This window comes from Nocardia pseudobrasiliensis NBRC 108224, assembly GCF_001613105.1.
GTDB lineage: Bacteria > Actinomycetota > Actinomycetes > Mycobacteriales > Mycobacteriaceae > Nocardia > Nocardia pseudobrasiliensis.
This window is the reverse complement of the sequence record NZ_BDBS01000002.1, coordinates 471,015-496,211: the sequence shown is the minus strand read 5'-3', so window position 1 is coordinate 496,211 and position 25,197 is coordinate 471,015. Positions and strand designations below refer to the sequence as shown.

Genomic DNA, 25,197 nt, shown 5'->3' with positions numbered 1-25,197 from the left:
CTACTTAACTGAGTGCGGATTCGCACGCCGCGCCGACCCCCGCCAGATAACGCAGACTGCGTTCGGCATCGCGGCTCGAGCCCTCGGCCGAATCGCCCGGGTCCAGGGCCGTGTCCTGTTCGATCACAAACCAGCCCCGATAGCCCGCCGCGCGTAGGCACCGCACCAGGGACTCGATATCGACATCTCCCTCCCCGAGCGGGGCGTACAGCCCCCGCCGCACGGCGTGGCTGTACTCCATTCTCCCGCCCCGTATCTCGTCGATGAGGTCGTTTCGCACATCCTTGAGGTGGATGTGGCCGATCCGAGCGGCGTGCCGGCGGGCCAGTGCGACCGGATCCGTCCCGCCGATCAGCAGATGTCCGGTGTCGAGGCAGATGTCGAGATCGGAGTCGGCGAGGAACCGCTCCACTTCCGCCTCGGTCTCGACATGGGTGCCGACATGCGGATGCAGCACCGCGCGCAGACCGTGTTCGATCGCGATATCGCGAATGGTCGCGGCCGTATCTATGAGGGTGCGCCATTCGTAATCGCTCAGGGCGGGCCGGGAGTCATAGCCGTCGAGGCCGGTAGCGGCGGCCAGCACCAGCACCTCCGCGCCCGCGGCGGCGAACAACTCGGCGCTGCGGCGGGCCGCGGTCAGTGCCGCACCGGGCGCGGCGTGCAGCGGCAGCGCGAGGAATCCACCGATCGCGGCAATACCATAGGGGCCCAGCAGCTCTCGCAGTTCACGCGGCTCGGCGGGCAGATATCCCGGCGGGCCGAATTCGGTCGCCGTGAGTCCGAGGGCGGCCATCTCCGACAGGACGGTCTGCGCCTCGAGCACATGCCCCCAGCCGGGAACTTCGCACACTCCCCAGGAGATCGGTGCGGCGGCGACGCGCAGCGGCTGCAACGTTTCGGACATCGGGATCACTCCGCCCTGTCGATGCGATTGGAGCGCTCCAACGCGTTGGAGCGCTCCAACTATGTAACCTGGATCACGGAAGTGTCAAGAGCCGAATGTCTCTCGAAAACGGCGTGTCTACCTGGCGCGACAAGGACTTCCAGGTCGCACGCGGTGTTACCCACCGGAAAAGAATGTCCGATTAGAGCGCTCTATTGATTGGAGCGCTCCAACGCTGTAACGTGCGACACACGATCCGGCGCGCTACCAGGAGGCCACCCACCATGACGCGACCCACGATGGAGGACGTTGCCGCCCGGGCAGGCGTCTCCCGCGCGCTGGTCTCGCTCGTCATGCGCGGATCGCCGAAGGTCAGCGAGCACCGCCGCAACGCGGTCCTGGCCGCGGCCAAAGAGCTGGGCTACCAACCGCATGCGATGGCCCGCTCGCTGGCCAGCCGCACCTCCAACATCGTCGGCGTCATGGTCTCCGATCTGCGCAACGCGTTCTTCGCCGATGTGGTCGACGGTATGGACGCCGCCGCGCAGGAGGCGGGGCTGGAGTTGATCCTGAACACCGGCCGCCGCAGCGCGTCCCGCGAACGCGCGGCTCTCGAAAGCCTGCTGGCCTTCCGGCCCGGCGGCATCATCCTGCTCTCCCCGGTACTACCCGCCTCGGCGATCCGCGAGGCCGCCGAGCAGTGCCCGCTGGTGATGGTGTCGCGTAGTTCGGTGGCCAGGAATATCGACACGGTCAACGACGACGGCATGACCGGCGTCCGGCTGGCCGTGGATCATCTTGTGGCACAGGGGCATCGCAGGATCGTCCACTTCGACGGCGGCGCCGCGTTCTCGGCCGCACCGCGCCGCAAAGGCTATCTGGCCGCCATGGAGCGCCACGGCCTCGAACCCATGGTCATCGCCAGCGAGCATACCGGCGACGCCGGTATGGCCGCGGTGCACAGACTGTTGAAACTGTTCCCGCGCAACAACTTTCCCACCGCCCTGGTCTGTGGTAACGACTTCAACGCGATCGGCGCAATGTCCGCGCTCGACGATGCCGGACTGCGCGTCCCGCACGACGTGTCGGTCATCGGCTACGACAACTCGTCGCTGGCCTCGTTGCGAAATATCGCACTCACCACCATCGACCAGCCCCGCATCCAGATGGGTCAACTGGCCATCGATGCGCTGGTCGAACGCCTGCGCGACGGCCGAACCGAACCGGTGCGCAGCCGGGTGATGCCGTTGCTGGTCATCCGCTCCACCGATGCCCCACCCGCCAAGTAGATCCGCACTCGATCCTCCACCGACAGGAGCTCTCATATGACCATCAGGTTGGGCCTCGCCGGCACGGGTCGCATCGGCGCCTCACACGCGGAGACGCTCAAGGCCCTGCCCGGCGTCGCGAGCGTCGTCGTCGCCGACGCCGATCTCGAGCGCGCCCGCACGACGGCCACCAAGCTCGGCGTCGAATTCGCCCCCGATATCGAGACCCTGCTCGACTCCGATATCGCGGGTCTGATCGTCACCACGGCCACCGATTCGCATCCGGAACTGATCACCCGGGCCGTCGACCGCGGGATCCCGGTGTTCTGCGAGAAACCGGTCGCCGCCGATATCGCGGGCACCCTCGAGGTCATCCGACGTGTCGGCAGTTCCACGGTGCCGGTGCAGATCGGCTTCCAGCGCCGCTTCGACGCCGGATACCAGGCTGCCCGGCGGGCGGTGTCCTCCGGCGAACTCGGTTGGCTGCATACGCTGCGCGCGACCACCCTGGATCCCACGCCTCCACCGGCGGAATACATCGCGCGGTCGGGCGGGCTGTTCCGCGACTGCGGCGTACACGATTTCGACATCATTCGCTGGGTGAGCGGACGCGAGATCACCGAGGTCTTCGCGTTGGGAGCCAACCGCGGCGAACGCTTCTTCGTCGACGCGGGCGATGTGGACACCGCGACGGTAGTCATGCGCCTGGACGACGGCGCGCTCGCGACGGTCTCGCTCGGGCGCTACAACCGCGCGGGTTACGACGTGCGGCTCGAGGTGCTGGGCTCGGAGGGCAATGCCATTGTGGGCCTTGACGATCGCGCTCCGCTGCGATCGGTGGAACCGGAGTACCCCGCCTCGCCGTATCCGGCCTACCCGGGTTTCATGGAGCGGTTCCGCAGCGCCTATACCGAGGAGCTCGCGGTCTTCCTGTCGGTAATCGCGGGCAAGGTCGACAACCCGTGCACGCCGACCGATGCGCTCGAGGCCTTCTATATCGCCGAGGCCTGCGAACTCTCGCGCCGCGAACATCGGCCGGTATCGGTGGAGGAGGTCCGGGTCTGATTCCCGGTCACATTCCGCTGAACTCGAGATCGGCGACCACGCCGTAGTGGTCGCTGGCCTGCACCCTTTCGTCGGATTTGTCGAATGCGAGTGCGGCGCTGTGGATTCGGGCGTAAGGCTCGGGATGCGTGTAGGGCCCGCCGACGAAGATGTAGTCGATGCGCCGACGGTGTCCGGGCTGGCGGACCAGCTTTCGATATCGGCGGCGGCGTTCAGGTTGTCTGCGGTCCAGGTATGTCCCGGGCCGTCTCCGACCGCTTCCCAGACGTCGCGGTAGTAGACGCCGCGGCCCGACAGTGATTGACGACCGGTGAGGAATCGAATGCTCGCGGTGTCCGGTGCGGCGTTGAAATCGCCGGCCACAAGGGTGGGAAGTTCGGTGCGGCGCCTGGCATCCAGATCGGTCAGCGCCAGCGCGCGCCGTTCCCGTTCGGCCGCGCCGTCCAGGTCCGGCAGTGGCATCAGCGCTGCCAGGATGAGCCGAGGGATGTGGGGTGCACCGGTTCCGCGTAGATCCAGCGTCTCCACGACGCGATATGGCCGGCGGCTGGCCACGACGGTGCCCCCGTCCCTGTCCCCGCCGGGCGGGGTCGTCACACGCACCTGTGCCTGGTGCGTGGCGTGCAGATCGGTTCCGGCGAACAGCAGTGCCAGCTGCTCGGACAGAACCTCCTGCAACGCAGCGAGATCGGGGGCCGGTCGCCGTGATTCGGTGTTGACGGCCGCCGGTCGCGCCGCCGCGTCGCCCTCGTCGTTCCAGATGTCGAGTGTCACGACTCGAAGCTGCAAGGCGATCGGATTGCCGCGGCGCGGTACCCGAAACCGCCGCGGCGCGACCGGAAGTCGGCTACTTCTCGATGTTCTCGAAGTCGAACAGGCCACTCCAGGCCAGCGGCGCCTTCTTCACCTTGTCGGAGTGTCCGGCGTTCGAGACGTAGTTGAGCACCGGAATATCGGGCATGTCCTTGAGCATCAGCGTCTGCGCCGCGGCGATCTGCTTGTAGGACTCCTCCGGAGTCGGCGCCGCCTGGGCGGCCGCGATCAGCTTGTCGTACTCCGGGTTCTTGTACCCGACGTCGTTGGTTTCCGAGTCCGACAGGAAGTTCGAGGTCAGGAACTCCAGCATGGACGGGTAATCGCCCTGCCAGCCGTACCGGAACGCCTTGCCGATGGTGTGCGAGGTGATCGCGTCGCGCTGCTGTTTGAACGTCGGGTACGGGGTCGCGACGGCCTCGATGCCCAGGGTGTTCTTGATGCTGTTGGCAACCGCCTCCAGCCACGCCTGATGACCGCCGTCGGAGTTGTAGGCGATCTCGTAGCGGCCCGACCACGGGGACATCTCGTTGGCTTGCGCCCACACCTTCTTGGCCTCGTCCGGGTTGTATACCAGGACGTCGACGCCGGGCAGGTTGTTGTTGAAGCCGGGCAGGGTGGTCGCGGTCCAGTCCCGAGCCGGGGTCTTGGTGCCGTTCCAGATGGTGTCGCAGATCTGCTGGCGATTGATCGCCATCGAGATCGCCTTGCGCCGCAGCACGCCTTCGGGACCGCTGAAGTGCGGCACGTTCGGCTGGATGCCGATGCGCTCGTTCTGTGCGGTCGGCTTGCTGATCGCGCGGTCGCCGAGATCCTTCTTGTAGGTGGCCAGCGCGCTCGAGGGCATGGTGTCCAGGGCGTCGAGGTTGTTGGCGAGCAGATCGGCGTAGGCGGTGTCGTAGGACTGGTACATCACGAACCGCAGGCCCTTGTTCTTGGGCGGGCGGCCGCCGTGATAGTCCGGATTGGGGACGACCTCGATCTTGACGTTGTGATCCCAGGTCGTGAGCTTGTACGGGCCGTTGCCGACCGGGCGCTCACCGAAGGCCTTGAGATCCTTGTACGCCGACTCCGGCAGCGGATAGAACGGCGAGAAGCCCAGGGACAACTCGAAATCGATCGACGGCTGCTTCAGGTCGATGGTGAAGGTCTTGTCGTCGACCACCTTCAGGCCCGACATGGTCTTGGACTTGGGCGGATCGGCCGAGACGTCCTCGTAGCCCTGGATATTGGTGAAAACCCAGTTCATCAGCTGGGCATTGCTGCCGAGCGCGCCGTAGTTCCACGCGTCGACGAAGGATTTGGCGGTCACCGGTGTGCCGTCGGTGAACTTCCAGTCCTTCAGGGTGACCTTGTAGTGCTGCCGGTCGGTGGTGTCGATCGATTGCGCGACCTCGTTGTAGGCCTTGCCGTCGGCGTCGTAATACTTCAGCCCGGCGAACAGCCGGTCGACCACGCGACCGCCCATGTTCTCGTTGGTGTTGGTAGGCACCAACGGGTTCTGCGGCTCGCCGGCGTTCACGGTGACGAAGCTGTCGTCATCGCTGCTGCCGGACGAACATCCGGCTACGGTCAGACCGGTCGCCACCACCAATGCGGCGACCAGCGCACCCCATCTAGTGAATCTCAACTCTCTCTCCGTTCTCGAGATGGTCGAGGCCCTGCCGGACGGCCCCAATTGATCTCGGACAGTAGCCATTTGCCGGATGGTTGTCATGCTTATCGACAGTTTCCGACAAGTCGTCTGCTCAGTATGACCACCGTGATCGCTCTCACCCTTCCACAACAACTAGAGCGTGTGTTCCAATTCGATATAGAAGGTTCGCTCCAGAAGAAGGGGCCATCATGGATGTTGTCAACGTTCACACGCGACGGCTAGCAGGGACAGAGGCCGAGGCCGGGGCGCTACTCGACGGGCTCGCCGGTGAGCACGACCGGCTGTGGCCCACGGACCACTGGCCGCGAATGCATTTCGATCGACCGCTCGAGGTCGGCGCGATCGGCGGTCACGGCCCCGTCCACTACACGATCGAGAAATACGAGCCCGGTCGGTGGATCCGGTTCCGCTTCACCGAACCGCGCGGTTTCGACGGATTCCACGAGTTCACGATTACGCCGGACGGTCCGGACACGGTGACCCTGCATCATCTGATCGCCATGCGAGTTCACGGATCCGCGCGGCTCATTTGGCCGCTGATGATCCGCTGGCTGCACGATGCGTGTGTGGAGGACGCCTTCGACCGTGCCGAGCGAGCGATAACCGGATCGGTGCGCCGCCCGGCCAGGTGGAGCCCGATCGTGCGGGCGCTACGCGCGCTCCCCCGGCCCACGGGAGGTTCGTGATGACCGTCGGTTTTCTCGCCCTGCACTATCCGGCCCCCGATCACCTCGAGGAGTTCGTCGATCGCGTCCGCGCGGTGCGTGAGGTCCTGCGTGCGACACCGGGTTGCGTATCGGTCGACTGCTGGGTCAGCGATGACGGCACGGCCGTCGTATCGGCGGCGCATTGGGATTCCGAGCGGGCCTACGCGGCGGCCCTCGCGACCGTGCCGACCGCGAATGTGGATGTGGCCTTCGACGATCGCGAGATTCGCCCGCGCGAGATCGTCACACTGCGTTCCCGCTGACCCGCGTCGACCGAGCCGTCACGAGCTCGGCGCGACGAACCGCAAAGCCGCGATGAACCAGGTGAAGACCGGTGCGACCTCGGGCGGCGCGGGCCAGCCGTTCACGGTGGAGAGTAACCGCCAATAGCGTTCCACGCGTGGATCGTTCGCCACCTCGAGCCGTTCCAGGACCCACCGCCGCAGCGCCGGATCGTCGGGGTGGTCGAAGGTTCGGGCGTAGCGGCGCATCAGGTCGTCCACCACCGCTGCGCCCGTGACGGATTCGGGCGACGCACCCGCGGCGAGCGCTCGATTCACCTGTGCGGTCACCGCTTCGGTGAGCTCGTGGTGCAGGCCGGTGGTATCACCGGCGGCGCGTTCGCGGGCCTGATATTCGGCCATTCGCCGCACGGCCGCGCGGAAATCCGCGTCGCCGAGCAGTTCCGCCAGCTCCATCCAGGCGCGAAGCTGCCCGGGCGCGGGCTCGTCGGGTAGATCCGGTAGTGAGGACCGGATCAGTTCCACCAGCGCCGGATTCGCGTCGAGTCCGTCGAAGGCGGCGCTCACGAAATCGTCTACCAGGCGACGTCTTTCGTCGTCGGTCAGTCGCGCGAGGCGATACATCGTTCCCATCTCTCCTGTGTCGGTTCGGTGTTCGGCCACCGCTCGCAGTACCGAGCGGCGCAGCCGCAGAATTCGGATCTGGACGTCCAACGCGTCGGCATGCTTCGCGGCGACCGCGGCCACGTCGGTTTCCCGCTCGACCACTCGCCCGATCGTCGCCAGGTCCAGTCCGAGGTCGCGCAGGGTTCGCACCAGCTCGAGGCGCGCCAGGGCGGCCGTGTCGTAGAGCCGGTAACCCGCCGCGCTGTGGCAGGTCGGCGGCACGATTCCACGATCGGAGTAGAACCGGATCGCTTTGACCGTGGCTCCGGTCAGCGCGGCCAGTTCACCGATCGTGTAGAGCTCGTCGTCGTCCATGGGTTCAGCATCGTGGCTCCCCCAGGGGGAGACTCAACTGGATCCGCCGCGAAGTGGCGAAAGTTCGGGTCGGCAACCCCTATTGCCGATCTGTTTTCGTTCTGCGCGAAGGGAATTGAGGATTGGTCACGAGGCGGCGAAGTTAGCATGGGTGACGTTGCCGGGCCGGGCCGGTCCGGCCGTCCAGCATCCACCCCTCCGCATTTCCCTCCGAAGCGAGGTCGCTGTGAAACGACAACATCTACTGTCCGCGGTCATCGCCTGCCTTGTCGTGTCGCTGGGGCCCGGCTCGCTCGCGATCGCCGAACCCCAGCCTGCCGCTCCGGCACCAGGCGCCCAGGCCGAGCCCTATTGCTATGACGAACCCTCCACGCCCACAGCGGATCTGAGTGATCTACGCGCCAAATTCAACCGTTCGAACTGGATGCAGACCCTGCAGGCCATGTATCAGCGGCGCTGGCCCAGCGGCCAGAAATTGGCGATCGCGCAGGCCCGCGACCCCAATTGGAATCAGTTCGTGGAGACCAGCAGCTTCGAGGCCTTCGCCGAGTCGATGATGGTGGCCATCCACGAGGAGACCCATATGTGGGATCTCGACGCGGCGCGCACCGAATGGGACGATCACACCGCGGCGTGGGTCAACGCCTCCCAGCAGATGACCGGCATACCGCTGTTCAACGGTTTCCCGCGCCGGGAGATCCTGCCCTTGATCAAGGACAATCTGAGCAAGGATATGGATGACATCTACCTGCGCGATCAGGAGCAGGGCGATTATCACCTGCAGGGTGTGACCGCGGAACTGAACGCCGGGCTCATGGGCCTGCCCGCGGTCACCGTCGTACAGGAGTACATCAAGGGCATCGGCGCCAGCAATGCCCGCGATATCGCCGCGGCCAACCTCCGCTATCTACTGCTGTACCTGCGCGTCGCCAAGTCCAAGCACGCCGACTACTGGGCGAAGATCAAAAACGAGCCCAAGCTGCGCGATTTCGTACTGACCGAATTCCTGCGCACGGCCTACTGGCTGGAGAAATCCGCGCCCTACGGCAGCAAACTGGGCAGCCCCGCCGCCGATAAGATCGCGCAGCAGAACTATTCGGCGGAGAACATCTCGATACTTCAGGAGTTCACCGGCCGCAAGGTTCGGACGGACTCGCAGAAGAACTGCACGGCCTGAGAAACCCCGTCGGCGCGACCATCGCCCTGGGGCGTGGGGGCATTGTCGCCACGCCAGCGCGCCGACCGACCGGAGCCCGGAACGGATCCACCGAACCCGTTCCGGGCTTCGCGGGTCTCACCCGCCCGCGATCTCCCGCCGCGGACTCTGCCGAAAGTTCTTCTCGTCGAACAACACCCACTGCCCGACGCTCACCTCGTACATCCGCGACGCGGCCTCCGGCATCGCGCCGAGCACACCTGCGGCCCCCGGCCAACGCCGCGCGAATAATGCGATCTCCCCATCAATCCCGGTGCCTGGCAACTCCTTTGCGTAGCCGGTGAACGACACCCCGCGCCCCGTCAGCCCCAGTTCCGCCGGCGGATCCTTCAAAATCGCGCCACCGACAGCCCGATCACGCCGAATATTGGTCGAGTGCAACCGATCCCGTCGAGAGATGAATAACAACCGATCCGGCCGAAACATCGCGACATACCAGACCGTGCACACACTGGGCATCCCATCCTCCCGCACAGTCGCCAGTTGCATCAGCCCACCATCGGCGACGTACTCCTCCAGTAGCTCACGTTCGTCCATATGTGCATCATCCGGCTGTTCGGGAGGTTCTCGAAATCGAACAGGCTGGGCCTGATCGGCGCCGGTTGTTCGATCATCGCGAGCGGGCCCCGGCGGCGTAGTCGTCGACGGGAATGTCGACCATCACAGCCGAGATGGCACACTTCCCCAGTGGACAGCAATGACCCCGAGATGATCTTGCGTACGGCGATCTTCAAGCATCTCGACAAATTGGTGCAGGAGACCGGCGGTGTCGTGACGCGAGACCAGCTCTGGGACTTCACAATCGACGGCGAAACCCACCGGCTTGTGGATCGGAGCCGCGGAATCAGAAATCCGAGCAATCTGAAGGCCACGCTTTCGATCCTTTCCGATCCGAACGGCCGGTATTCGGACGAAGAGGTCGAGGGGAACCTGTTCGCATACGCATATCGAGAGGGCAGCACACAGGGAGACAATGCCAAGCTCCGGCGCGCATACGAGCTACGCGCGCCACTCATCCTGCTTCGCAAGCTGCGTGCGGGCCACTACACGCCGATATTCCCTGCGTATGTGGTGGCAGACGATCCGGAGCAGCGACGCTTCCTCATCGGGCTGGACGAGGATCTCTATTCCCTGCACGACCCACTCGAGCTCGAGCCCATCGAACGAAAATACGTCTCGCGGATGACCAGACAGCGGCTGCATCAGCCGGAATTCCGCGCGCGGGTGCTGCTCGCATACCGATTCCGCTGTGCCGTATGCGAAATCGGACACGGAGTGCTGCTGGAGGGTGCCCACATCATCGCGGACCGCAGGGAGCACGGCATTCCGCGGGTCGACAATGGTCTGTGCCTCTGCAAGATTCATCATGCGGCATTCGACTGCAACTATCTCGGCATCACCCCGGACTACGAGGTCCGCATCAAAGACTCACTGTTGCAGGAGGAGGACGGGCCGATGCTGCAATACGTCCTGCAGGACATGCACGGGCGTCGGCTCTCGGTACCGCAGCGCGTCGCGGAGCAACCCTCCCGGGAATTTCTTGCGGAACGATTCGCCGAATTCAGCTCAGCCGGCTGAACCCCTTGACCTGAACCAACCTCGAGGTTCTACGGTTCGGCCATGACCTATACCGAAGTCGAACGTGCTTACCTTGCCGGCCAACGCCTGGCCCGCCTCGCTACTGTCAGTCCGTCCGGGAAGCCCCAGATCGTCCCTGTCGGATTTCGGTTGAACCCCGACGGCACCATCGACATCGGTGGACCTAGGCCTACTGCCGCGCGTTATCGCAATGTGCGGGCGAATCCGAATGTCAGCCTGGTGATCGATGATTTGACGCCGGATGATCCGCGGGAGGTGAAGCCCGGGTGGGGGCGGGGGGTTGAGATTCGGGGGGTGGCGGAGGTGCTCAGGGTGGAGGTTCCGCCGGTGGCGCCGGAGTGGTTCTGCAAGGAGGTCATTCGGGTTCGGGCTCGGCGGGTGCGGAGTTGGCATATTGATCCAGGGAAGCCGGAAGGGGAGGTCAGGGACGTGGGGTGAGGTGGGGTCGGGGTCTTCCCCGAGGGGGGTCATCCCGGGGGATGAAATGCACCCGGACCTCGTGCCAACACCAGTGACCGACGCTGCGCGCTGCGTCAGAGTGGTTGCAGCGGAAGAGTGTTGGGAGGTAACCACCTTGTTCTCGAATTCCAGGCGCGCGGTGGCGCGAGTGATGGTGGCGGGGGTGCTCGCGGCCGTTCCGGTTGGGGCGCTTGCGGTTTCGGCTCAGGCCGAGGCTACGCCGCCGCCGACCGCGACCGAGATCAGGCATGACCATTGGAATAATCCGTGGGACCAGCCGGGGTTGTGGGACTGGGACCGTAACAATCGTCGGGACGACTGTGATCGCCGTGATCGGCGCCACCACCATCCGGGTCAGGGGTGGCAGCGGGTCGTTCCGCCGGGCTGGTTCGGCAGTAGCTGAATCGGCCGTCGACGGCCCGGCGTTCCCATCCCAAGCAGGCGCCGGGCCGTTCGGCCTTTGCGGAGTTCAGACGAAGGTCGCGTCGATTTCCTTGATGAGGCCGCCGGGGACCTCGAAGCTTTCGGTGACCTCGGCGGTCTTCAGCTTGACGCCGAACAGACCGGTGTCGAGCCAGTAGTGTGCGTCCACGTGGGTGCCGTTGGCGGTGACGGTCAGGTCGTGGATCGCGGTGATGATCCGGTACTGCGGGCCGAATTCGAGTTGAAACCGCAGGTCCGCGGCGGAGAAGCCGGTGGGGACGCCGTTTTCCACGCGGTGCGCGTCGGGGGCGAAGGGGACGTTGGCGGCGTTGTGCGACAGCAGCGCGGCGATGTAGGCGCGGGCGGCCGATTCGGCGGGCGAGATATCGGCGTGGGCCGTTCCGGGCACGACGGCGAGCCCGGCCAACGCCGCAATTGCGAGGGATTTGCGGATCATTCGCGTAGTTTAGACAAGCGACCACTTTCCTGCGCATCGGTGATCCTACGGAATGAGACAGGTCACGCCATACGCACAACGGCCCGGCGCCCCATCGGGCGTCGGGCCGTTGAAGGTCGAACGTCGTTGTGACGCAGGCCCTTACGCGGTCTCGGTGATGGGCCGGTCGACCCAGCTCATCAGGCCCCGCAGCTTCTTGCCGGTGACCTCGATCGGGTGCTCGGCGTTGGCCTTGCGCAGGGACTCGAGTTCCTTGTTGCCGCCCTCGACGTTGGCGACCAGGCGCTTGACGAAGGTGCCGTCCTGGATGTCGCGCAGGATGTCCTTCATGCGCTCCTTGGTGCCCGCGTCGATGACGCGCGGACCGGACAGGTAGCCGCCGAATTCCGCGGTGTCGGAGACCGAGTAGTTCATGCGGGCGATGCCGCCCTCGTACATCAGGTCGACGATCAGCTTGAGCTCGTGCAGGACCTCGAAGTAGGCCATCTCGGGGGCGTAGCCCGCCTCGATCATGACCTCGAAACCGGTCTTGACCAGTTCCTCGGTGCCACCGCAGAGGACGGCCTGCTCACCGAACAGGTCGGTCTCGGTCTCCTCTTTGAAGGTGGTCTTGATGACGCCCGCGCGGGTGCCGCCGATGCCCTTGGCGTAGGACAGCGCCAGCGCCTGGCCCTCACCCTTCGGGTCCTGGTCGATGGCGATCAGGGCGGGAACGCCCTTGCCGTCGACGAACTGACGACGGACCAGGTGGCCCGGGCCCTTCGGCGCGACCATGCCGATGGTGACATTGGCCGGGGGCTTGATCAGGCCGAAGTGGATGTTGAGGCCGTGACCGAAGAACAGGGCGTCGCCGTCCTTCAGGTTGGGCTCGATATCGGTGCTGAAGATCGACGCCTGCGCGGTGTCGGGGGCGAGCAGCATGATGACGTCGGCCCACTCGGCGACCTCGGCGGGGGTGCCGACGGCCAGACCGGCCTCCTCGGCCTTCTCCCGCGACTTCGAACCTTCCTTGAGGCCGACGCGGACCTCGACGCCGGAGTCACGCAGGCTCAGCGAGTGTGCGTGCCCCTGGGAGCCGTAGCCGATGACGGCGACCTTGCGACCCTGGATGATCGACAGGTCGGCATCGTCGTCGTAGAACATCTCGACTGCCACTGTTGTTGTGTCCCTTCTGGATTTCTTCGATTAAGCGTTATGGGTCCCGGCCAAGAGCATGCCGGGATGGCGGGGGGCGACGGGCCCCTGCGCCCGGTTACTAGCGCGTAGCCGTGATCGACTTGGGGCCACGGCCGACCGCGACCACACCCGACTGCACGATCTCCCGGATTCCGAACGGTTCCAGCATCCGCAGCAGCGCGTCGAGCTTCGACCGGGTGCCGGTCGCCTCGATGGTGAGCGCGTCGGGCGACACGTCGATGACCTTAGCCCGGAACAGGTTCACCGTTTCGATCACCTGGGTGCGCACGCTGGCGTCGGCGCGCACCTTCACCAGGATCAGCTCGCGGGCCACCGAACCGTCCGGGTCCTGCTCGACGATCTTGATGACGTTGACCAGCTTGTTGAGCTGCTTGGTGACCTGTTCGAGCGGCAGATCGTCGACCGTCACGACGATCGTCATGCGCGAGATGTCCTTGACCTCGGTGCCGCCGACCGCGAGCGATTCGATATTGAAACCGCGGCGGGAGAACAGGCTGGCCACGCGGGCGAGCACACCGGGTTTGTCCTCCACCAGCACGCTCAGGGTGTGTGTGGTGCTCATGCCTCCACCTCGCTGGCGCTCGGTTCCGGCATGACCACCAAGGTGGCTGTACTCATGTCTCGCTCGCTGCGCTCGCTCATTGCTGGATCCCCTTCTGGCCGTGCGACATCGCCTCGTGGATGACGGCCGGTTCCGCGGCCGACTCGTCGTCGTCGAACAGCGGGCGGATGCCGCGGGCGGCCATGATCTCGTCGTTGGAGGTGCCGGCGGCGACCATCGGCCACACCTGGGCGTCCTTGCCGACGATGAAGTCGATCACCACGGGACGGTCGTTGATGGACTGCGCCTCGCGGATCGCGGCCTCGACATCCTCTTCCTTCTCGACCCGGATGCCGTGGCAGCCCAGGGCCTCGGCCAGCTTCACGAAGTCGGGAATGCGCAGGGTATGGGTGCCCAGATCGGTATTGGAGTAGCGCTGCTCGTAGAACAGGGTCTGCCACTGGCGGACCATGCCGAGGTTGCCGTTGTTGATCAGCGCGACCTTGATCGGCACGCCCTCCACCGCGCAGGTGGCCAACTCCTGATTGGTCATTTGGAAGCAGCCGTCACCGTCGACCGCCCACACCTCTTTGTCGGGCATCCCCATCTTGGCGCCCATGGCCGCCGGGACCGCGTAGCCCATGGTGCCCAGGCCGCCGGAATTCAGCCAGGTGCGCGGCTTTTCGTACTTGATGAACTGCGCGGCCCACATCTGGTGCTGGCCGACACCCGCGCAGTAGATCGCGTCGGGACCGGCGAGCTGGCCCAACTTCTCGATCACGAACTCCGGCGACAGCGAACCGTCGCTCGGCGGGGTCCAGCCAAGCGGATAGCGGTCGCGGGCATTGCCCAGATAGGCCCACCACTCCGAAAGTTCCAGCAGCGGAGCGCCTTTGGCGGCCGGATCGGCCTTGAGGGTCTCGATCAGCTCGGTGATGACCTCGCGGCAGTCGCCCACGATCGGCACATCGGCGTGGCGGTTCTTGCCGATCTCGGCCGGGTCGATATCGGCGTGGATCACCCGCGCATTGGGGGCGAAGGACTCCAGCTGGCCGGTGACGCGGTCGTCGAAGCGGGCGCCGAGGGTGATCAGCAGATCCGAACGCTGCAGTGCCGCAACGGCTCCCACGGTGCCGTGCATACCGGGCATGCCCATGTTCAGGTGATGACTGTCGGGGAATGCGCCGCGGGCCATCAGGGTGGTGACGACCGGAATGCCGGTCAACTCGGCCAGTTCCAGCAGTTCCTTGGACGCCTCGGCCTTGATCACGCCGCCGCCGACGTAGAGCACCGGTGCCTTGGCGTCCATGATCATCCGGGCGGCCTCGCGGACCTGCTTGCCGTGCGGCTTGGTCACCGGACGGTAGCCGGGCAGGCGCATCTCCGGCGGCCAGCTGAAGGTGGTCTGGGCCTGCAGCACGTCCTTGGGGATGTCGACCAGGACCGCGCCCGGGCGGCCGGTCGCGGCGAGATGGAAGGCCTCGGCGATCGTGCGCGGGATATCGATCGCGTCGTTGACCAGGAAGTTGTGCTTGGTGATCGGCATGGTGATGCCGGAGATGTCGGCTTCCTGGAAAGCGTCGGTGCCGATCAGGCCGCGGCCGACCTGGCCGGTGATGGCCACCAGCGGAACCGAATCCATCTGCGCGTCGGCGATCGGGGTCACCAGATTGGTCGCGCCGGGGCCGGATGTGGCCATACACACACCGACCTTTCCGGTTGCCTGGGCGTAGCCGGTCGCGGCGTGACCCGCGCCCTGCTCGTGGCGGACCAGGACGTGACGCACCCGCGTGGAATCGAAGAGTGGATCGTAGACGGGAAGAATCGCACCGCCCGGAATGCCGAAGACCGTGTCGACGCCGAGCTCCTCGAGGGAGCGGACCACCGACTGCGCGCCCGTGACCCGCTCCGGCGGGACCTGGCGGCGGTTGGAGGACGCGGCGGCTGCCGGCGAAGCCGGCTGATTGGCCGAGGGCGCGGGCCTGCGGGCCGAGGGCCCGGGCCGAGCGGTAGGTGCGCTCACCGTCTTTTCCTTACTGCTTGTCGTTCCAGTACAGAACTTGCCTGAACACAAAAAAGCCCCCGACAGCCAGAGGCTGATCGAGGGTGGCGCGTCGCAGCTGCGAGCTCGAGTCGTAGACCGATCTCAGCGCTGGACGCGCCGGCCGATTACGAGAAGCTCGATTCGATTCACGCGGACGACGGTAAGTGCGCGAGAACCGATCCGTCAAATATTTTGACATTTGGGTCCCATCATGTGAGACGGGGCGGTTTCATGGGTATGTCTACCGTGATGCGAGGATGGATGTATGCCATCGCCGCATCGGTCCGTGCCACCTGCTCGATCGTCCCATACGCCCGACACCGGATCCGATACGGGTCGGGTGATCAGGATCTCCCGACTCGGCCATCTCGGAGTGTTCGTCCTGCTGTTCTGCGTGATGTTCGCCTTCTTCGGATGGCCGCAGGTGCTGTGGGTGCTGTTCGTGATTCCGATCGCGATCGCGGTGTGGGTCGAGCGGACGCGGACCACGGTGTCGGCGGCCGGTCTGGATCTGCGGACGGTCTTCGGATCACGGCATGTGGACTGGGATCAGATCAAGGGCCTGCGGATCCCCAAGCGGGGGTTCGTGCGGGCGCATCTGGCCGACGACTCCGAAGTGGCGCTGCCCGCCGTGGCGTACGACCGGCTGCGGCTGCTGATCGAGGCGTCCAACGGGCGGATCCCGGACCTTTTCACCGAGGCTGAGGACGCCGAGCGGGAGAAAGCCGCGCGGGAGCGGGCCGAGGCGCAGGCCGAACGGGAAAGCGCCGCGCAGAAGAAGGCCGAGGCGGAGGCCGAACGGGACAAGGCCACGCAGGACAAGGCCGACGCGGAGCCCGACCGAGAGAAGGCCGCGCAGGAGAAGACCGAGGGCGGATCGGATCCGACCGGTAGCGCGGCGGAAAAGTCGGAGAAGTCCGAGACCGACGCGCAGTAGGCTGAAACACATACGTGGCCGCCGGGAACAACTTCGGCGGTTGCGACGCTTACCTCGTTACCGCGAGTCCACTCCCCCGCTCGGCGAGCCGCCCACCGGCGCATTCGCCGTCATCGTCGCGGGAGTAACGTTGAGTAGCCGCCGTGATCTTGCGGTAGTCGCCGATCAGCCCCGACGACGCCAGGCGAGCCGACGGCCCCGAGCCGACCACACGAGGACCCAAACCCATGCCACCGCTTCGTTCACGCACCACGACCGCCGGACGCAATGCCGCGGGCGCCCGCGCTCTCTGGCGGGCCACCGGGCTCACCGATTCCGATTTCGGTAAACCGATTGTCGCCATTGCGAACTCCTACACCCAGTTCGTTCCGGGACATGTGCATCTGAAGGACGTCGGCGAGATCGTGGCCGCGGCGGTGCGGGCCGCGGGCGGGGTGCCGCGGGAGTTCCACACCATCGCCGTCGACGACGGTATCGCCATGGGCCACGGTGGCATGCTGTACTCGCTGCCCAGCCGCGAGATCATCGCCGATTCGGTGGAGTACATGGCCAATGCGCACACCGCCGACGCACTGGTGTGCATCTCCAACTGCGACAAGATCACCCCGGGCATGCTCAATGCCGCGATGCGGCTCAACATTCCGGTCGTGTTCGTCTCCGGCGGGCCGATGGAGGCCGGTAAGGCGGTCGTGGTCGGCGGTGTCGCGCAGGCGCCCACCGATCTGATCACCGCGATCTCGGCCAGTGCGTCGAGCCAGGTCAGCGATGAAGGGCTGAGCGAGGTCGAGCGCAGCGCGTGCCCGACCTGTGGTTCGTGTTCGGGCATGTTCACCGCGAATTCGATGAACTGCCTCACCGAGGCGCTGGGTCTGGCGCTGCCGGGCAATGGTTCCACCCTGGCCACCCACGCCGCGCGGCGCGCGCTGTTCGAGCGCGCGGGCACCACGATCGTGGAGATCGCCAATCGCTGGTACCGCGAGGACGACGCCTCGGTGCTGCCGCGGAATATCGCCAACGAGAAGGCCTTCCGCAATGCGATGGCGCTGGATGTGGCGATGGGCGGCTCGACCAACACCGTGCTGCACACGCTCGCCGCGGCACAGGAGGGTGAGATCGACTTCTCCCTCGAGACCATCGATGAGATCTCCCGGCGCGTGCCGTGTCTGTCGAAGGTCTCGCCGAACTCCGACTATCACATGGAGGATGTGCACCGCGCCGGTGGCATTCCCGCCATCCTGGGCGAGCTGCGTCGTGCGGGTCTGCTGGAGACCGATGTCAGCACCGTGCACACCCGCAGCTTCGACGAATGGCTCGACACCTGGGACATCCGTTCCGGCAAGGCTTCCGACGAGGCGATCGAGCTGTTCCACGCCGCGCCGGGCGGGGTGCGCACGACCGAGCCGTTCTCGACCGAGAACAGGTGGTCGTCGCTGGACACCGATGCAGAATCCGGTTGTATCCGCGATCTCGAGCACGCCTACACCGTCGAGGGCGGGTTGTGTGTGCTGCGCGGCAATATCGCACCGGACGGGGCGATTCTGAAGACCGCGGGTATCGATGAGGATCTGTTCACCTTCGAGGGACCGGCCGTGGTGGTCGAATCGCAGGAGGAGGCGGTCTCGAAGATCCTGGGCAAGGAGATCAAGGCCGGAGATGTGGTCGTGGTTCGCTACGAGGGTCCTTCGGGCGGTCCGGGTATGCAGGAGATGCTGCATCCCACCGCATTCCTCAAGGGCGCGGGTCTGGGCAAGGTGTGCGCGCTGATCACCGACGGCCGGTTCTCCGGTGGTACGTCCGGGCTGTCGATCGGTCACATCTCCCCCGAGGCGGCCAGCGGTGGCACCATCGGGCTGATCGAGAACGGTGATCGCATCCGGGTGGATGTGCATACCCGGGCGCTCGAATTGCTGGTCGCCGATGAGGTTCTCGCCGAGCGGCGGGCGAAAATGGAAGCGTCCGAACGGCCTTGGCAGCCCGCGCATCGGGATCGTCAGGTCACCACGGCATTGCGCGCATATGCGGCATTGGCGACCTCGGCGGACAAGGGCGCGGTGCGCCGCGTGCCGTAGGTGAGGCATTCGAAGGCCGGAATTCGCAATGGATTCCGGCCTTCGTCGTATTCAGCCGATGAAGCCGTCGAACGGATTGCCGCCGTGCAGGTAGACCCAGGAACCCGCGGCGGCCAGGAAGGCCAGGACCAGCACCGCCGCCGAGCCCCACGCCGGGCGGACCGCCCAGCCGCGGTTGCGATCGAAGGACAGGCGACCCGGGCCGGTGAGGATCAGGGTGGCCGACAGTGCGATCAGGATGGATTCCAATTCGACGGTCTTGTATTGGAATCCGGGGGCCATGCCCTGTTTCCAGAGCCAGGCGTCGGTGATCGAGGCGAGGACCGCGCCGGCGGCCAGCGGGGTGGCCAGGCCGAGCACGATCAGGACGCCGCCGCCGACCTCGGCGACGGTGAGCATGGCGCTGGACAGTTCGCCGTGCTTCCAGCCGCCCTGCTCGAGCATGTCGCGGGTGCCGTCCAAGCCCGGACCGTGGAACCAGCCCGCCAGTTTCTGCAGGCCGTGGTACAGGAAGGTGAGACCGACGACCAGGCGTAATGCCAGCAGGCCCAGATCCGTTGTGCCCCGCTGATATTCGCCGCGGCGGCGGAGCCGGGCGGTATCGCCCGAGGCCGTCGGTACCGGGGGGATGGTGGCGAAGGCGTAGGTGGGCGCGGCCGCGGTATCCGGCTCGCCGACGGCGGGAACCTCTGGCTCCAGGCCGAGTTCGTCGTCGGTGCGCGGTATGGGCGATCCCTGCACCACGGGCAATTCCCCGGTCGGGTTGTCGTAGGGGCTGGTGGCCGTCTGACCGGAGTTGGCGCCCTCCGGCTTTTCGTTCGGCTTGTCGGTCACGGGCTCAGAGTATGACGCGGCGAGCGCGTTCGTGCCGTGTACCGACGGCGTGTCCGGGCGAAGGGCGCGCCCGGAGGTGGTGGGTGGGGACGAGGGTGGTGGGGCCGGGAATGGGAGTGGGGACGGTAACGTCTGAAGCATGAATTTGGTTGTCGCCGGTCGCGTCGCGTCGGTCGTTGCCCTCGGCGCCGGGCTGCTGGCCGGGTGTGCGAGCTTCGACGACTCGGCGTCCAAACCGTTCACCCCCGCGCCGACCATTCAGCCCGAGGGGATGGGGCCCTCCTCGGCGCCGAAGACGCCGCCGTCGGCCGCGCCGCGGCCGACCGGGCCGTGTATCGATCCGGATCCGCTGGTGGTGGCGACATGCCTGGATACCACCGGTGGGGTGACGGTATTGCCGGACGGGCAGCAGGGGCTGGTCACCGAGCGGGTGAGCGGGCGGATTCTGCGGGTGACGGCCGTGACGCCGGATCAGCCGCAGCCCGAACCGGTCGAGGTGGCGCGGGTGGATGTGGATGCCGCCGGTGACGGCGGGCTCAGCGATGTGACATTGTCGCCGAGCTACAACCAGGATCAGTTGATCTACGCCTATGTCACCACGCCGTCGGACAATCGGGTGGTCCGGATCGCGCCGGGCGGCGCGCCCAAACCGATTCTGACCGGAATTCCCAAGGGCCCCACCGGTAATCACGGGGCGATCGACTTCGTCTCGCCGACGCAGATGCTGGTGCTGACCGGCGATGCCGGAAATCCCGGCGCGGCGGCGGATCGCGGATCGCTGGCGGGCAAACTGCTGCGCATCGATAATCCGGCCCCGGGCAATGCCAATCCGCAGGTGCTCGCCAGCGGGGTGGGCGTCGCCGGTGGCGTCTGCCCGGATCACAAGGACAGCATCTGGTTCACCGACCGCACCGCCACCGAGGACCGGCTGCAGCGCGTCGGCCCCGACGGCACGGTGAGCACGGCGTGGACCTGGCCCGACCATCCGGGCGTCGCGGGCTGCGCGGCAGCCGTCGACGGCGTGGCGATCGCCATGAACAATGCCAAGGCCCTCGCCTTCGCCGACGCCGATCCGACCACCCACGCCATCACCACCGCGCCCGCCATGGCCGTGCAGGACAAATACGGCGCGCTCAATGGCGCGTCCCTCGGCCCCGACGGTTTCGTCTGGGTCGGCACCACCAACAAACTGGGTGGCAAGCCCGGCCCGTTCGACGACCGTGTGGTGCGCATTCCGCCGCCGAAGGGCGGAGCGGGCGGCGGACCGGACTGATCCGAGCGGATCACGGCCCTTCGCGCACCGCGCGGGCGGCGTTGTCGAGCCATTGCACCACGCACCGCTTCGCCTGCTCGAGTTCGGCGCGGTGCCGTTCGATGAGCCGGTTCTGGTGCTCGGACAGGACCGTGACCCAGGTGTCGAGCAGGTTGGTACCGGCCCGGCATTCGGCGTCGGCCGCGGCCGTGAGCTTCTCGGCTCGGGTCGGATCCGTGTGATACCAGCCGTCGCGGCCGCGACGCCAGGCGCCGTTGCCCTGTTCGGCCAGCCAGGGGGCGTCGAATTTCATGCCCCGCTTGCGCATACACGCGCGCCAGTTCCCGATGGCGTCACCCACGCGCGGGTCCTGTTGCGCACGTTGTTGGGCCTCGGCGCCGAGCAGACGTGGATCAATCGGTAGATCGCCCGCGCCCTCCTGCAATTCCCGCAGGGCCGCGCCGGAACACCCGCCCTGCGGTACCGGGCGGTCGTTCACCGTCGGCACACTGCCCGCCATGGCCGATCGCTCCCGCGGATCGCGCGCGACATCGCGCTCGGCGGAGTCGGCAGCCGAGGCACGGTCGCCCGGCTGGTGATAGCCGTTCGCGCGTGCGGCGGCGGGGTCGAGAAAGCCGAGCAGCTGGTTCTTCGGCGTTTCGTTGTAGTCGACCGCGATGAGCCCGGCGAAATCGTCGCCTCGGAATCCGAGGCGGTGCATGCACCGGATCTCCAGGACACGACGCGCCGACAGAATCGTCCTCATCTCCGAGTCGGGCAGCTGATAGGACTCGAGCGGATAGCGCAGATCGGCCGCGGTGCGGATCTGCGAAACGGGTGCGGTGACGGGCCGTTCGGGCTCGTCACCGCAACCGGACACGGCCACCGCGGAACTCAGCGCCAGTCCCAGCCCGAGGTATGCGCAACGGCGAATCCACGGTGTACGCATGTCCTGGATCCCTACGTCAGTCCCACAGCTGGCTGTTGCACGGATCGCAGTCGCTGCGCACGATGACCTGGGCGTTGGTACCGCCGGACTGCAGGTACTGGCCGTGCGCCTGGTTCTGCAGATACCAGTGCCCGTTGGACTTTCCCTCTTTCCACTGCTGATTGCTGCCGCCGTTGCACTGCCACTGGATCACGGCCGCGTCGACCCGGCCCCCGGACGCGTCCAGGCACATCGTGAAGTTGCCGCTGCTGTCGGTGGTGTTCTGCGGCTGCTCCAGGAAATTGCCATTGCTCAGGCGGTGATCGCGCCAGGTCTGATTCTTGCCCCCGGTCTTCTTGTAGGTGATCACCCACGCGCCGTTGCTGTGGCTGTTCCCGGCGACGTCCAGGTACTGGTTCACATCGACGTTTCTCCACGTCACGTTTCCATCGGGCATGGGCGCCGCATTCGCCGTTCCCGCGACCAGCACGGTCGCGCACGCGGCGACGAAAAGACTTGTGCCGAAGCCCAAGCCGGACAACTTACTGAACACTGGTATTTCCTTTCCGAGATCCGGACGGCCTCGAGTGGGCCGCCTTCAGCCTCGGGTCGGCCCGCGGCGGCGACAAGGTTTCCCGCTGTTCGGATGTGTTCGGAACACGACACGAACGCATCCGAACGCGCGAACGCCCAGTCAGCTACCCCTATCTCGAATCCGTTGCGGCACAAGATCTCTGCCAACCAACCTCCGACGAACGCGGCGATCGGCCATGCTTGGACCATGGGGCGAGGGGAGGAAAGCCGCCGGGGCTCCCGGCGTGCGGGGGCACCGGAGCCGAACGAGATCGACTCCGTGACAAGTTTCGTCGCGGCGCTGCGCGGGCTGCGCACCTGGTGCGGGCTGACCTACCGGCAGTTGGAGGGCAAGGCGGCGGCGGACGGAAACGTCCTGCCGTCCAGCACTATCGCGACCACGCTCGGGCGCGCCACGCTACCGCGTGAGCCGTTCGTGGGCGCGTTCACGCGCGCCTGCGGACTCGACGAGGACGAGGTGAACCGCTGGCTCGACGCGCGTCGGCGCATCGCGGTGGGCCAGGAGTCGCAGACCGATGGCGCCACCGCACCCGAAGCCGCCGAACCCGTTGTCGCGCCGCCGGTTACGTCGCAGCGCCGACATTCGACATGGCAGCGTCGCTCGATCACATTGGTCGCTGGCGTGGGCGCGGGCGTCGCGGGAACGCTGGGCGCGATGTCCGGTCTGGATCGTTCGTCGAATGCTCCCATCCCGGATCCCGTTCCGGGACTACGCCTGCTCGCCGTGGGCAGCTGGGCGCGAATCCAGCCCGCGCGCACCCCGGAGCTGTGTGTCACCGAGGGGCGAGATCGCACCCAGCGGTACGGCACCGCCGTCGCGGTCCAACGTCCCTGCGATCAGTCGACACTGCCGCATGTGTACATCCGGCCGCTCGACCACGCGAACGTCCAGATTCAGTGGCACCACCCGAAATACGGCATCGGCTGTCTGACCGTCCTGCTCGACGGACCCGGCCGCGACCTGATCGAACCCCGCGACGACTGCGCGGAAGACGATCCGGCACAGCGCTTCCGGATCGAACCGGTCGGGCCGCCGCACGCGGGGCGCTTCCGCATCCGTCCCGACGCCACCGACGAATGCCTGGCGCTGCGCGACCAGGACACCGTCGAGAACGCGGAGATCGTTCAGGGCCGCTGTTCCGGTGCGCGGGATCAGGAGTTCCTGATCGAGCTGATCCCGCCCGGATGAACCGTCAGGCGACCCCGCAGGCGGTGAGGACCAGTTCGCGGACGCGGGCGGCGTCGGCCTGGCCGCGGGTGGCCTTCATGACGTCGCCGACGATCTTGCCCGCGGCCTGGACCTTGCCGGAGCGGATCTTGTCGGCGATATCGGGATTGGCGGCGAGGGCCTTGTCGACCTCGGTCTGCAGAGCCGAATCGTCGGAAACCATGCCCAGGCCCTTGGTTTCGACGATCTGCTTCGGGTCGCCCTCGCCCGCGAGGACGAAGTCGACGACCTGACGGGCCACCTTGCTGTTGACGGTCTTGGCGTCGACCAGGGCGACGACCTCGGCCACCTGGGCGGGGGTGATGGCCAGCTCCTCGAGGGAGACCTCGCGCTCCTTGGCCTTTTCGGTGAGGTAGTTGACCCACCAGGCGCGGGCCGCGTCGACCGAGGTGCCCGCGTCGACGGTCGCGATGATCAGGTCCAGCGCGCCGGCGTTGATCAGATCGCGGAACACCTCGTCGGACAGACTCCATTCGGCCTGGATGCGCGCGCGGCGCAGCCAGGGGTACTCCGGGATCGTGCCGCGCAGTTCCTCGACCCAGGCCGGGTCCGGGGCGATCGGCTCGAGGTCGGGCTCCGGGAAGTAGCGGTAATCCTCGGCGGACTCCTTGAGGCGGCCCGCGGAGGTGGAGCCGTCGGTCTCGTGGAAGTGGCGGGTCTCCATGGTCACGATGCCGCCGGTGGACAGCACCGCGGCCTGGCGGCGCATCTCGTAGCGCACCGCGACCTCGATGCTGCGCAGCGAGTTGACGTTCTTGGTTTCGGTGCGGGTGCCGAATTCCTTGGCGCCCTTGGGCATCAGCGAGACATTGGCGTCGCAGCGCAGCGAGCCCTGCTCCATCTTCACATCCGATACGTCGAGCGACTTCAGCAGATCGCGCAGCGCGGTGACATACGCACGGGCCACCTCGGGCGCGCGCTCGCCCGCGCCGGTGATCGGCTTGGTGACGATCTCGATGAGCGGCACACCCGCGCGGTTGTAGTCCAGCAGTGAGTGACTGGCGCCGTGGATGCGGCCGGTCGACCCGCCCACATGGGTCGACTTACCGGTGTCCTCCTCCATGTGCGCGCGCTCGATCTCGACCCGGAAGGTGCTGCCGTCGTCGAGCAGGACGTCGAGGTGACCGTCGTGTGCGATCGGCTCGTCGTACTGGCTGATCTGATAGTTCTTCGGCTGATCCGGGTAGAAGTAGTTCTTGCGCGCGAACCGGCCCCACGGGGTGATCGAGCAGTTGAGCGCCAGGCCGATGCGGATGGCCGCCTCCACGCCCCGCTGGTTCACCACCGGCAGCGAACCCGGCAGGCCCAGACACACCGGGCACACCTGGGTATTGGGCTCGGCCCCGAACGTGGTCGGGCAGCCGCAGAACATCTTGGTCCGCGTGCCGAGTTCGACATGCACCTCCAAGCCGAGCACCGGCTCGTACTTGTCGATGACATCGGCGTAGTCCATCAAGTCCACGGTGGGCGCGCTCATAGCCTGTAGTTTATGAGCCGCCCCCGACGCCCTCGCGGACGGTCCCGGACTACTGCTCCCCGCGGGCGAAGGCGGCGGCGGCCTGGATCGCCTTCTTGTCGACCCGCAGTTCGGGATTGCGCTCCTGGGCCTCCTGGAAGGCCAGGATGGTGTCCAGGTAGGAGTTTCGGTAGGCGGAGGTGATCAGTTCCTGGCGTAGGTAGTCGTCGAGCGACAGCTCGGCCGCCCGAGCTCGCTTGCGCATGGTGTCGACTACATCCACGGGCAGATCACGAATCGCGAAGTCGGCCATGCGGCAACAGTAGTCAGCGGGTGTCCCGGGG

24 protein-coding genes and 1 pseudogene are annotated in these 25,197 nt (G+C 66.5%); 11 read left to right on the top strand and 14 right to left on the bottom strand.

The features are described from left to right. Window positions 1-4: 4 nt before the first annotated feature. A complete protein-coding gene (locus tag NP4_RS03690) occupies window positions 5-907 on the bottom strand; it encodes a TIM barrel protein (protein ID WP_067991673.1) in 903 nt (300 codons plus the stop codon). A gap of 263 nt (window positions 908-1,170) precedes the next feature. Here NP4_RS03690 and NP4_RS03685 point away from each other — a divergent pair, with 263 nt between their 5' ends. Then, window positions 1,171-2,175: a LacI family DNA-binding transcriptional regulator gene (locus NP4_RS03685; protein ID WP_067991670.1), complete on the top strand. Its 1,005-nt coding sequence runs from the start codon at window positions 1,171-1,173 to the stop codon at window positions 2,173-2,175. A 36-nt stretch (window positions 2,176-2,211) separates the two neighbouring features. Next, window positions 2,212-3,219: a Gfo/Idh/MocA family protein gene (locus tag NP4_RS03680; protein ID WP_067991667.1), complete on the top strand. Its 1,008-nt coding sequence runs from the start codon at window positions 2,212-2,214 to the stop codon at window positions 3,217-3,219. 240 nt (window positions 3,220-3,459) lie between these two features. Here the strand turns inward: NP4_RS03680 and NP4_RS43275 are convergent. Both NP4_RS43275 and NP4_RS03675 read right to left on the bottom strand, forming a co-directional pair. Further along, window positions 3,460-3,993: pseudogene (locus NP4_RS43275) on the bottom strand (endonuclease/exonuclease/phosphatase family protein); the annotation flags it as partial. A 73-nt stretch (window positions 3,994-4,066) separates the two neighbouring features. Next, window positions 4,067-5,662, bottom strand: coding sequence for a peptide ABC transporter substrate-binding protein (locus tag NP4_RS03675; RefSeq protein WP_067991665.1), 1,596 nt, complete (start codon window positions 5,660-5,662; stop codon window positions 4,067-4,069). A gap of 215 nt (window positions 5,663-5,877) precedes the next feature. Between NP4_RS03675 and NP4_RS03670 the strand changes: the two genes are divergently transcribed. After that, a complete protein-coding gene (locus tag NP4_RS03670; RefSeq protein ID WP_067991662.1) occupies window positions 5,878-6,375 on the top strand; it encodes a hypothetical protein in 498 nt (165 codons plus the stop codon). Continuing rightward, window positions 6,375-6,659 (top strand): antibiotic biosynthesis monooxygenase, encoded by a 285-nt coding sequence (locus NP4_RS03665; protein ID WP_067991659.1) that lies wholly within the window; start codon window positions 6,375-6,377, stop codon window positions 6,657-6,659. Before NP4_RS03670 ends, NP4_RS03665 begins: the two co-directional genes overlap by 1 nt. Window positions 6,660-6,677: 18 nt before the next feature. On the opposite strand, the gene NP4_RS03660 is transcribed toward NP4_RS03665, so the two are convergent. Beyond that, window positions 6,678-7,619, bottom strand: a complete 942-nt coding sequence (locus tag NP4_RS03660) for a MerR family transcriptional regulator (protein WP_067991656.1) — start codon at window positions 7,617-7,619, stop codon at window positions 6,678-6,680. Window positions 7,620-7,845: 226 nt separating this feature from the next. Here NP4_RS03660 and NP4_RS03655 point away from each other — a divergent pair, with 226 nt between their 5' ends. Continuing rightward, window positions 7,846-8,796 carry a hypothetical protein gene (locus NP4_RS03655; RefSeq protein WP_211335736.1) on the top strand — a complete coding sequence of 317 codons (951 nt, stop codon included), beginning with the start codon at window positions 7,846-7,848 and terminating at the stop codon, window positions 8,794-8,796. 117 nt (window positions 8,797-8,913) lie between these two features. On the opposite strand, the gene NP4_RS03650 is transcribed toward NP4_RS03655, so the two are convergent. Continuing rightward, window positions 8,914-9,372: a pyridoxamine 5'-phosphate oxidase family protein gene (locus tag NP4_RS03650; RefSeq protein ID WP_067991654.1), complete on the bottom strand. Its 459-nt coding sequence runs from the start codon at window positions 9,370-9,372 to the stop codon at window positions 8,914-8,916. A gap of 150 nt (window positions 9,373-9,522) precedes the next feature. Between NP4_RS03650 and NP4_RS03645 the strand changes: the two genes are divergently transcribed. Both NP4_RS03645 and NP4_RS03640 read left to right on the top strand, forming a co-directional pair. Then, on the top strand, window positions 9,523-10,413 hold the full coding sequence (locus tag NP4_RS03645) for an HNH endonuclease (protein ID WP_067991651.1): 891 nt from the start codon (window positions 9,523-9,525) through the stop codon (window positions 10,411-10,413). Between the two features lie 42 nt (window positions 10,414-10,455). Then, the gene (locus tag NP4_RS03640) at window positions 10,456-10,872 is read left to right on the top strand and encodes a PPOX class F420-dependent oxidoreductase (RefSeq protein WP_067991649.1); all 417 of its coding nucleotides are present in this window, start codon (window positions 10,456-10,458) and stop codon (window positions 10,870-10,872) included. Window positions 10,873-11,362: 490 nt separating this feature from the next. On the opposite strand, the gene NP4_RS03635 is transcribed toward NP4_RS03640, so the two are convergent. The 4 genes from NP4_RS03635 to NP4_RS03620 all read right to left on the bottom strand — a co-directional run bounded on the left by NP4_RS03635 (window position 11,363) and on the right by NP4_RS03620 (window position 15,534). Further along, complete coding sequence (locus NP4_RS03635) at window positions 11,363-11,773, bottom strand: DUF8021 domain-containing protein (protein WP_245996970.1); 411 nt, start codon at window positions 11,771-11,773, stop codon at window positions 11,363-11,365. A gap of 141 nt (window positions 11,774-11,914) precedes the next feature. Continuing rightward, the gene (gene ilvC / locus NP4_RS03630; RefSeq protein ID WP_067991647.1) at window positions 11,915-12,928 is read right to left on the bottom strand and encodes a ketol-acid reductoisomerase; all 1,014 of its coding nucleotides are present in this window, start codon (window positions 12,926-12,928) and stop codon (window positions 11,915-11,917) included. Between the two features lie 100 nt (window positions 12,929-13,028). Beyond that, window positions 13,029-13,532 (bottom strand): acetolactate synthase small subunit, encoded by a 504-nt coding sequence (ilvN, locus tag NP4_RS03625; protein WP_062513120.1) that lies wholly within the window; start codon window positions 13,530-13,532, stop codon window positions 13,029-13,031. A gap of 76 nt (window positions 13,533-13,608) precedes the next feature. After that, a complete protein-coding gene (locus tag NP4_RS03620; protein ID WP_067991644.1) occupies window positions 13,609-15,534 on the bottom strand; it encodes an acetolactate synthase large subunit in 1,926 nt (641 codons plus the stop codon). Between the two features lie 361 nt (window positions 15,535-15,895). On the opposite strand from NP4_RS03620, the gene NP4_RS39600 reads away from it, so the two are divergent. Continuing rightward, window positions 15,896-16,492, top strand: a complete 597-nt coding sequence (locus NP4_RS39600; protein ID WP_245996966.1) for a PH domain-containing protein — start codon at window positions 15,896-15,898, stop codon at window positions 16,490-16,492. A 227-nt stretch (window positions 16,493-16,719) separates the two neighbouring features. Continuing rightward, a complete protein-coding gene (gene ilvD, locus NP4_RS03610; RefSeq protein ID WP_067991641.1) occupies window positions 16,720-18,561 on the top strand; it encodes a dihydroxy-acid dehydratase in 1,842 nt (613 codons plus the stop codon). 51 nt (window positions 18,562-18,612) lie between these two features. Here ilvD and NP4_RS03605 read toward each other — a convergent pair whose 3' ends face one another. Continuing rightward, the gene (locus tag NP4_RS03605) at window positions 18,613-19,395 is read right to left on the bottom strand and encodes a DoxX family protein (RefSeq protein ID WP_067991639.1); all 783 of its coding nucleotides are present in this window, start codon (window positions 19,393-19,395) and stop codon (window positions 18,613-18,615) included. 139 nt (window positions 19,396-19,534) lie between these two features. Here NP4_RS03605 and NP4_RS03600 point away from each other — a divergent pair, with 139 nt between their 5' ends. Continuing rightward, window positions 19,535-20,668 (top strand): PQQ-dependent sugar dehydrogenase, encoded by a 1,134-nt coding sequence (locus tag NP4_RS03600; protein ID WP_067991637.1) that lies wholly within the window; start codon window positions 19,535-19,537, stop codon window positions 20,666-20,668. A gap of 10 nt (window positions 20,669-20,678) precedes the next feature. Here NP4_RS03600 and NP4_RS03595 read toward each other — a convergent pair whose 3' ends face one another. After that, window positions 20,679-21,596 (bottom strand): hypothetical protein, encoded by a 918-nt coding sequence (locus NP4_RS03595; protein ID WP_067991635.1) that lies wholly within the window; start codon window positions 21,594-21,596, stop codon window positions 20,679-20,681. A 16-nt stretch (window positions 21,597-21,612) separates the two neighbouring features. Beyond that, window positions 21,613-22,128, bottom strand: coding sequence for an RICIN domain-containing protein (locus NP4_RS03590; RefSeq protein ID WP_067991632.1), 516 nt, complete (start codon window positions 22,126-22,128; stop codon window positions 21,613-21,615). 300 nt (window positions 22,129-22,428) lie between these two features. Here NP4_RS03590 and NP4_RS03585 point away from each other — a divergent pair, with 300 nt between their 5' ends. Then, window positions 22,429-23,358 (top strand): XRE family transcriptional regulator, encoded by a 930-nt coding sequence (locus tag NP4_RS03585; protein WP_245996964.1) that lies wholly within the window; start codon window positions 22,429-22,431, stop codon window positions 23,356-23,358. A 4-nt stretch (window positions 23,359-23,362) separates the two neighbouring features. Here the strand turns inward: NP4_RS03585 and gatB are convergent, their stop codons facing one another. Both gatB and NP4_RS03575 read right to left on the bottom strand, forming a co-directional pair. Continuing rightward, window positions 23,363-24,874, bottom strand: coding sequence for an Asp-tRNA(Asn)/Glu-tRNA(Gln) amidotransferase subunit GatB (gatB, locus tag NP4_RS03580; protein ID WP_067991627.1), 1,512 nt, complete (start codon window positions 24,872-24,874; stop codon window positions 23,363-23,365). A 49-nt stretch (window positions 24,875-24,923) separates the two neighbouring features. Beyond that, on the bottom strand, window positions 24,924-25,166 hold the full coding sequence (locus NP4_RS03575; protein WP_067991625.1) for a hypothetical protein: 243 nt from the start codon (window positions 25,164-25,166) through the stop codon (window positions 24,924-24,926). Window positions 25,167-25,197 lie beyond the last annotated feature (31 nt).

Bases quoted from the DNA above. Each gene is read 5' to 3' on its own strand.
- NP4_RS03690 (WP_067991673.1), bottom strand. From the start codon at position 907: ATGTCCGAAACGTTGCAGCCGCTGCGCGTCGCCGCCGCACCGATCTCC.
- NP4_RS03685 (WP_067991670.1), top strand. From the start codon at position 1,171: ATGACGCGACCCACGATGGAGGACGTTGCCGCCCGGGCAGGCGTCTCC.
- NP4_RS03680 (WP_067991667.1), top strand. From the start codon at position 2,212: ATGACCATCAGGTTGGGCCTCGCCGGCACGGGTCGCATCGGCGCCTCA.
- NP4_RS03670 (WP_067991662.1), top strand. From the start codon at position 5,878: ATGGATGTTGTCAACGTTCACACGCGACGGCTAGCAGGGACAGAGGCC.
- NP4_RS03665 (WP_067991659.1), top strand. From the start codon at position 6,375: ATGACCGTCGGTTTTCTCGCCCTGCACTATCCGGCCCCCGATCACCTC.
- NP4_RS03660 (WP_067991656.1), bottom strand. From the start codon at position 7,619: ATGGACGACGACGAGCTCTACACGATCGGTGAACTGGCCGCGCTGACC.
- NP4_RS03650 (WP_067991654.1), bottom strand. From the start codon at position 9,372: ATGGACGAACGTGAGCTACTGGAGGAGTACGTCGCCGATGGTGGGCTG.
- NP4_RS03640 (WP_067991649.1), top strand. From the start codon at position 10,456: ATGACCTATACCGAAGTCGAACGTGCTTACCTTGCCGGCCAACGCCTG.
- NP4_RS03635 (WP_245996970.1), bottom strand. From the start codon at position 11,773: ATGATCCGCAAATCCCTCGCAATTGCGGCGTTGGCCGGGCTCGCCGTC.
- ilvN (WP_062513120.1), bottom strand. From the start codon at position 13,532: ATGAGCACCACACACACCCTGAGCGTGCTGGTGGAGGACAAACCCGGT.
- ilvD (WP_067991641.1), top strand. From the start codon at position 16,720: ATGCCACCGCTTCGTTCACGCACCACGACCGCCGGACGCAATGCCGCG.
- NP4_RS03600 (WP_067991637.1), top strand. From the start codon at position 19,535: ATGAATTTGGTTGTCGCCGGTCGCGTCGCGTCGGTCGTTGCCCTCGGC.
- NP4_RS03595 (WP_067991635.1), bottom strand. From the start codon at position 21,596: ATGCGTACACCGTGGATTCGCCGTTGCGCATACCTCGGGCTGGGACTG.
- gatB (WP_067991627.1), bottom strand. From the start codon at position 24,874: ATGAGCGCGCCCACCGTGGACTTGATGGACTACGCCGATGTCATCGAC.
- NP4_RS03575 (WP_067991625.1), bottom strand. From the start codon at position 25,166: ATGGCCGACTTCGCGATTCGTGATCTGCCCGTGGATGTAGTCGACACC.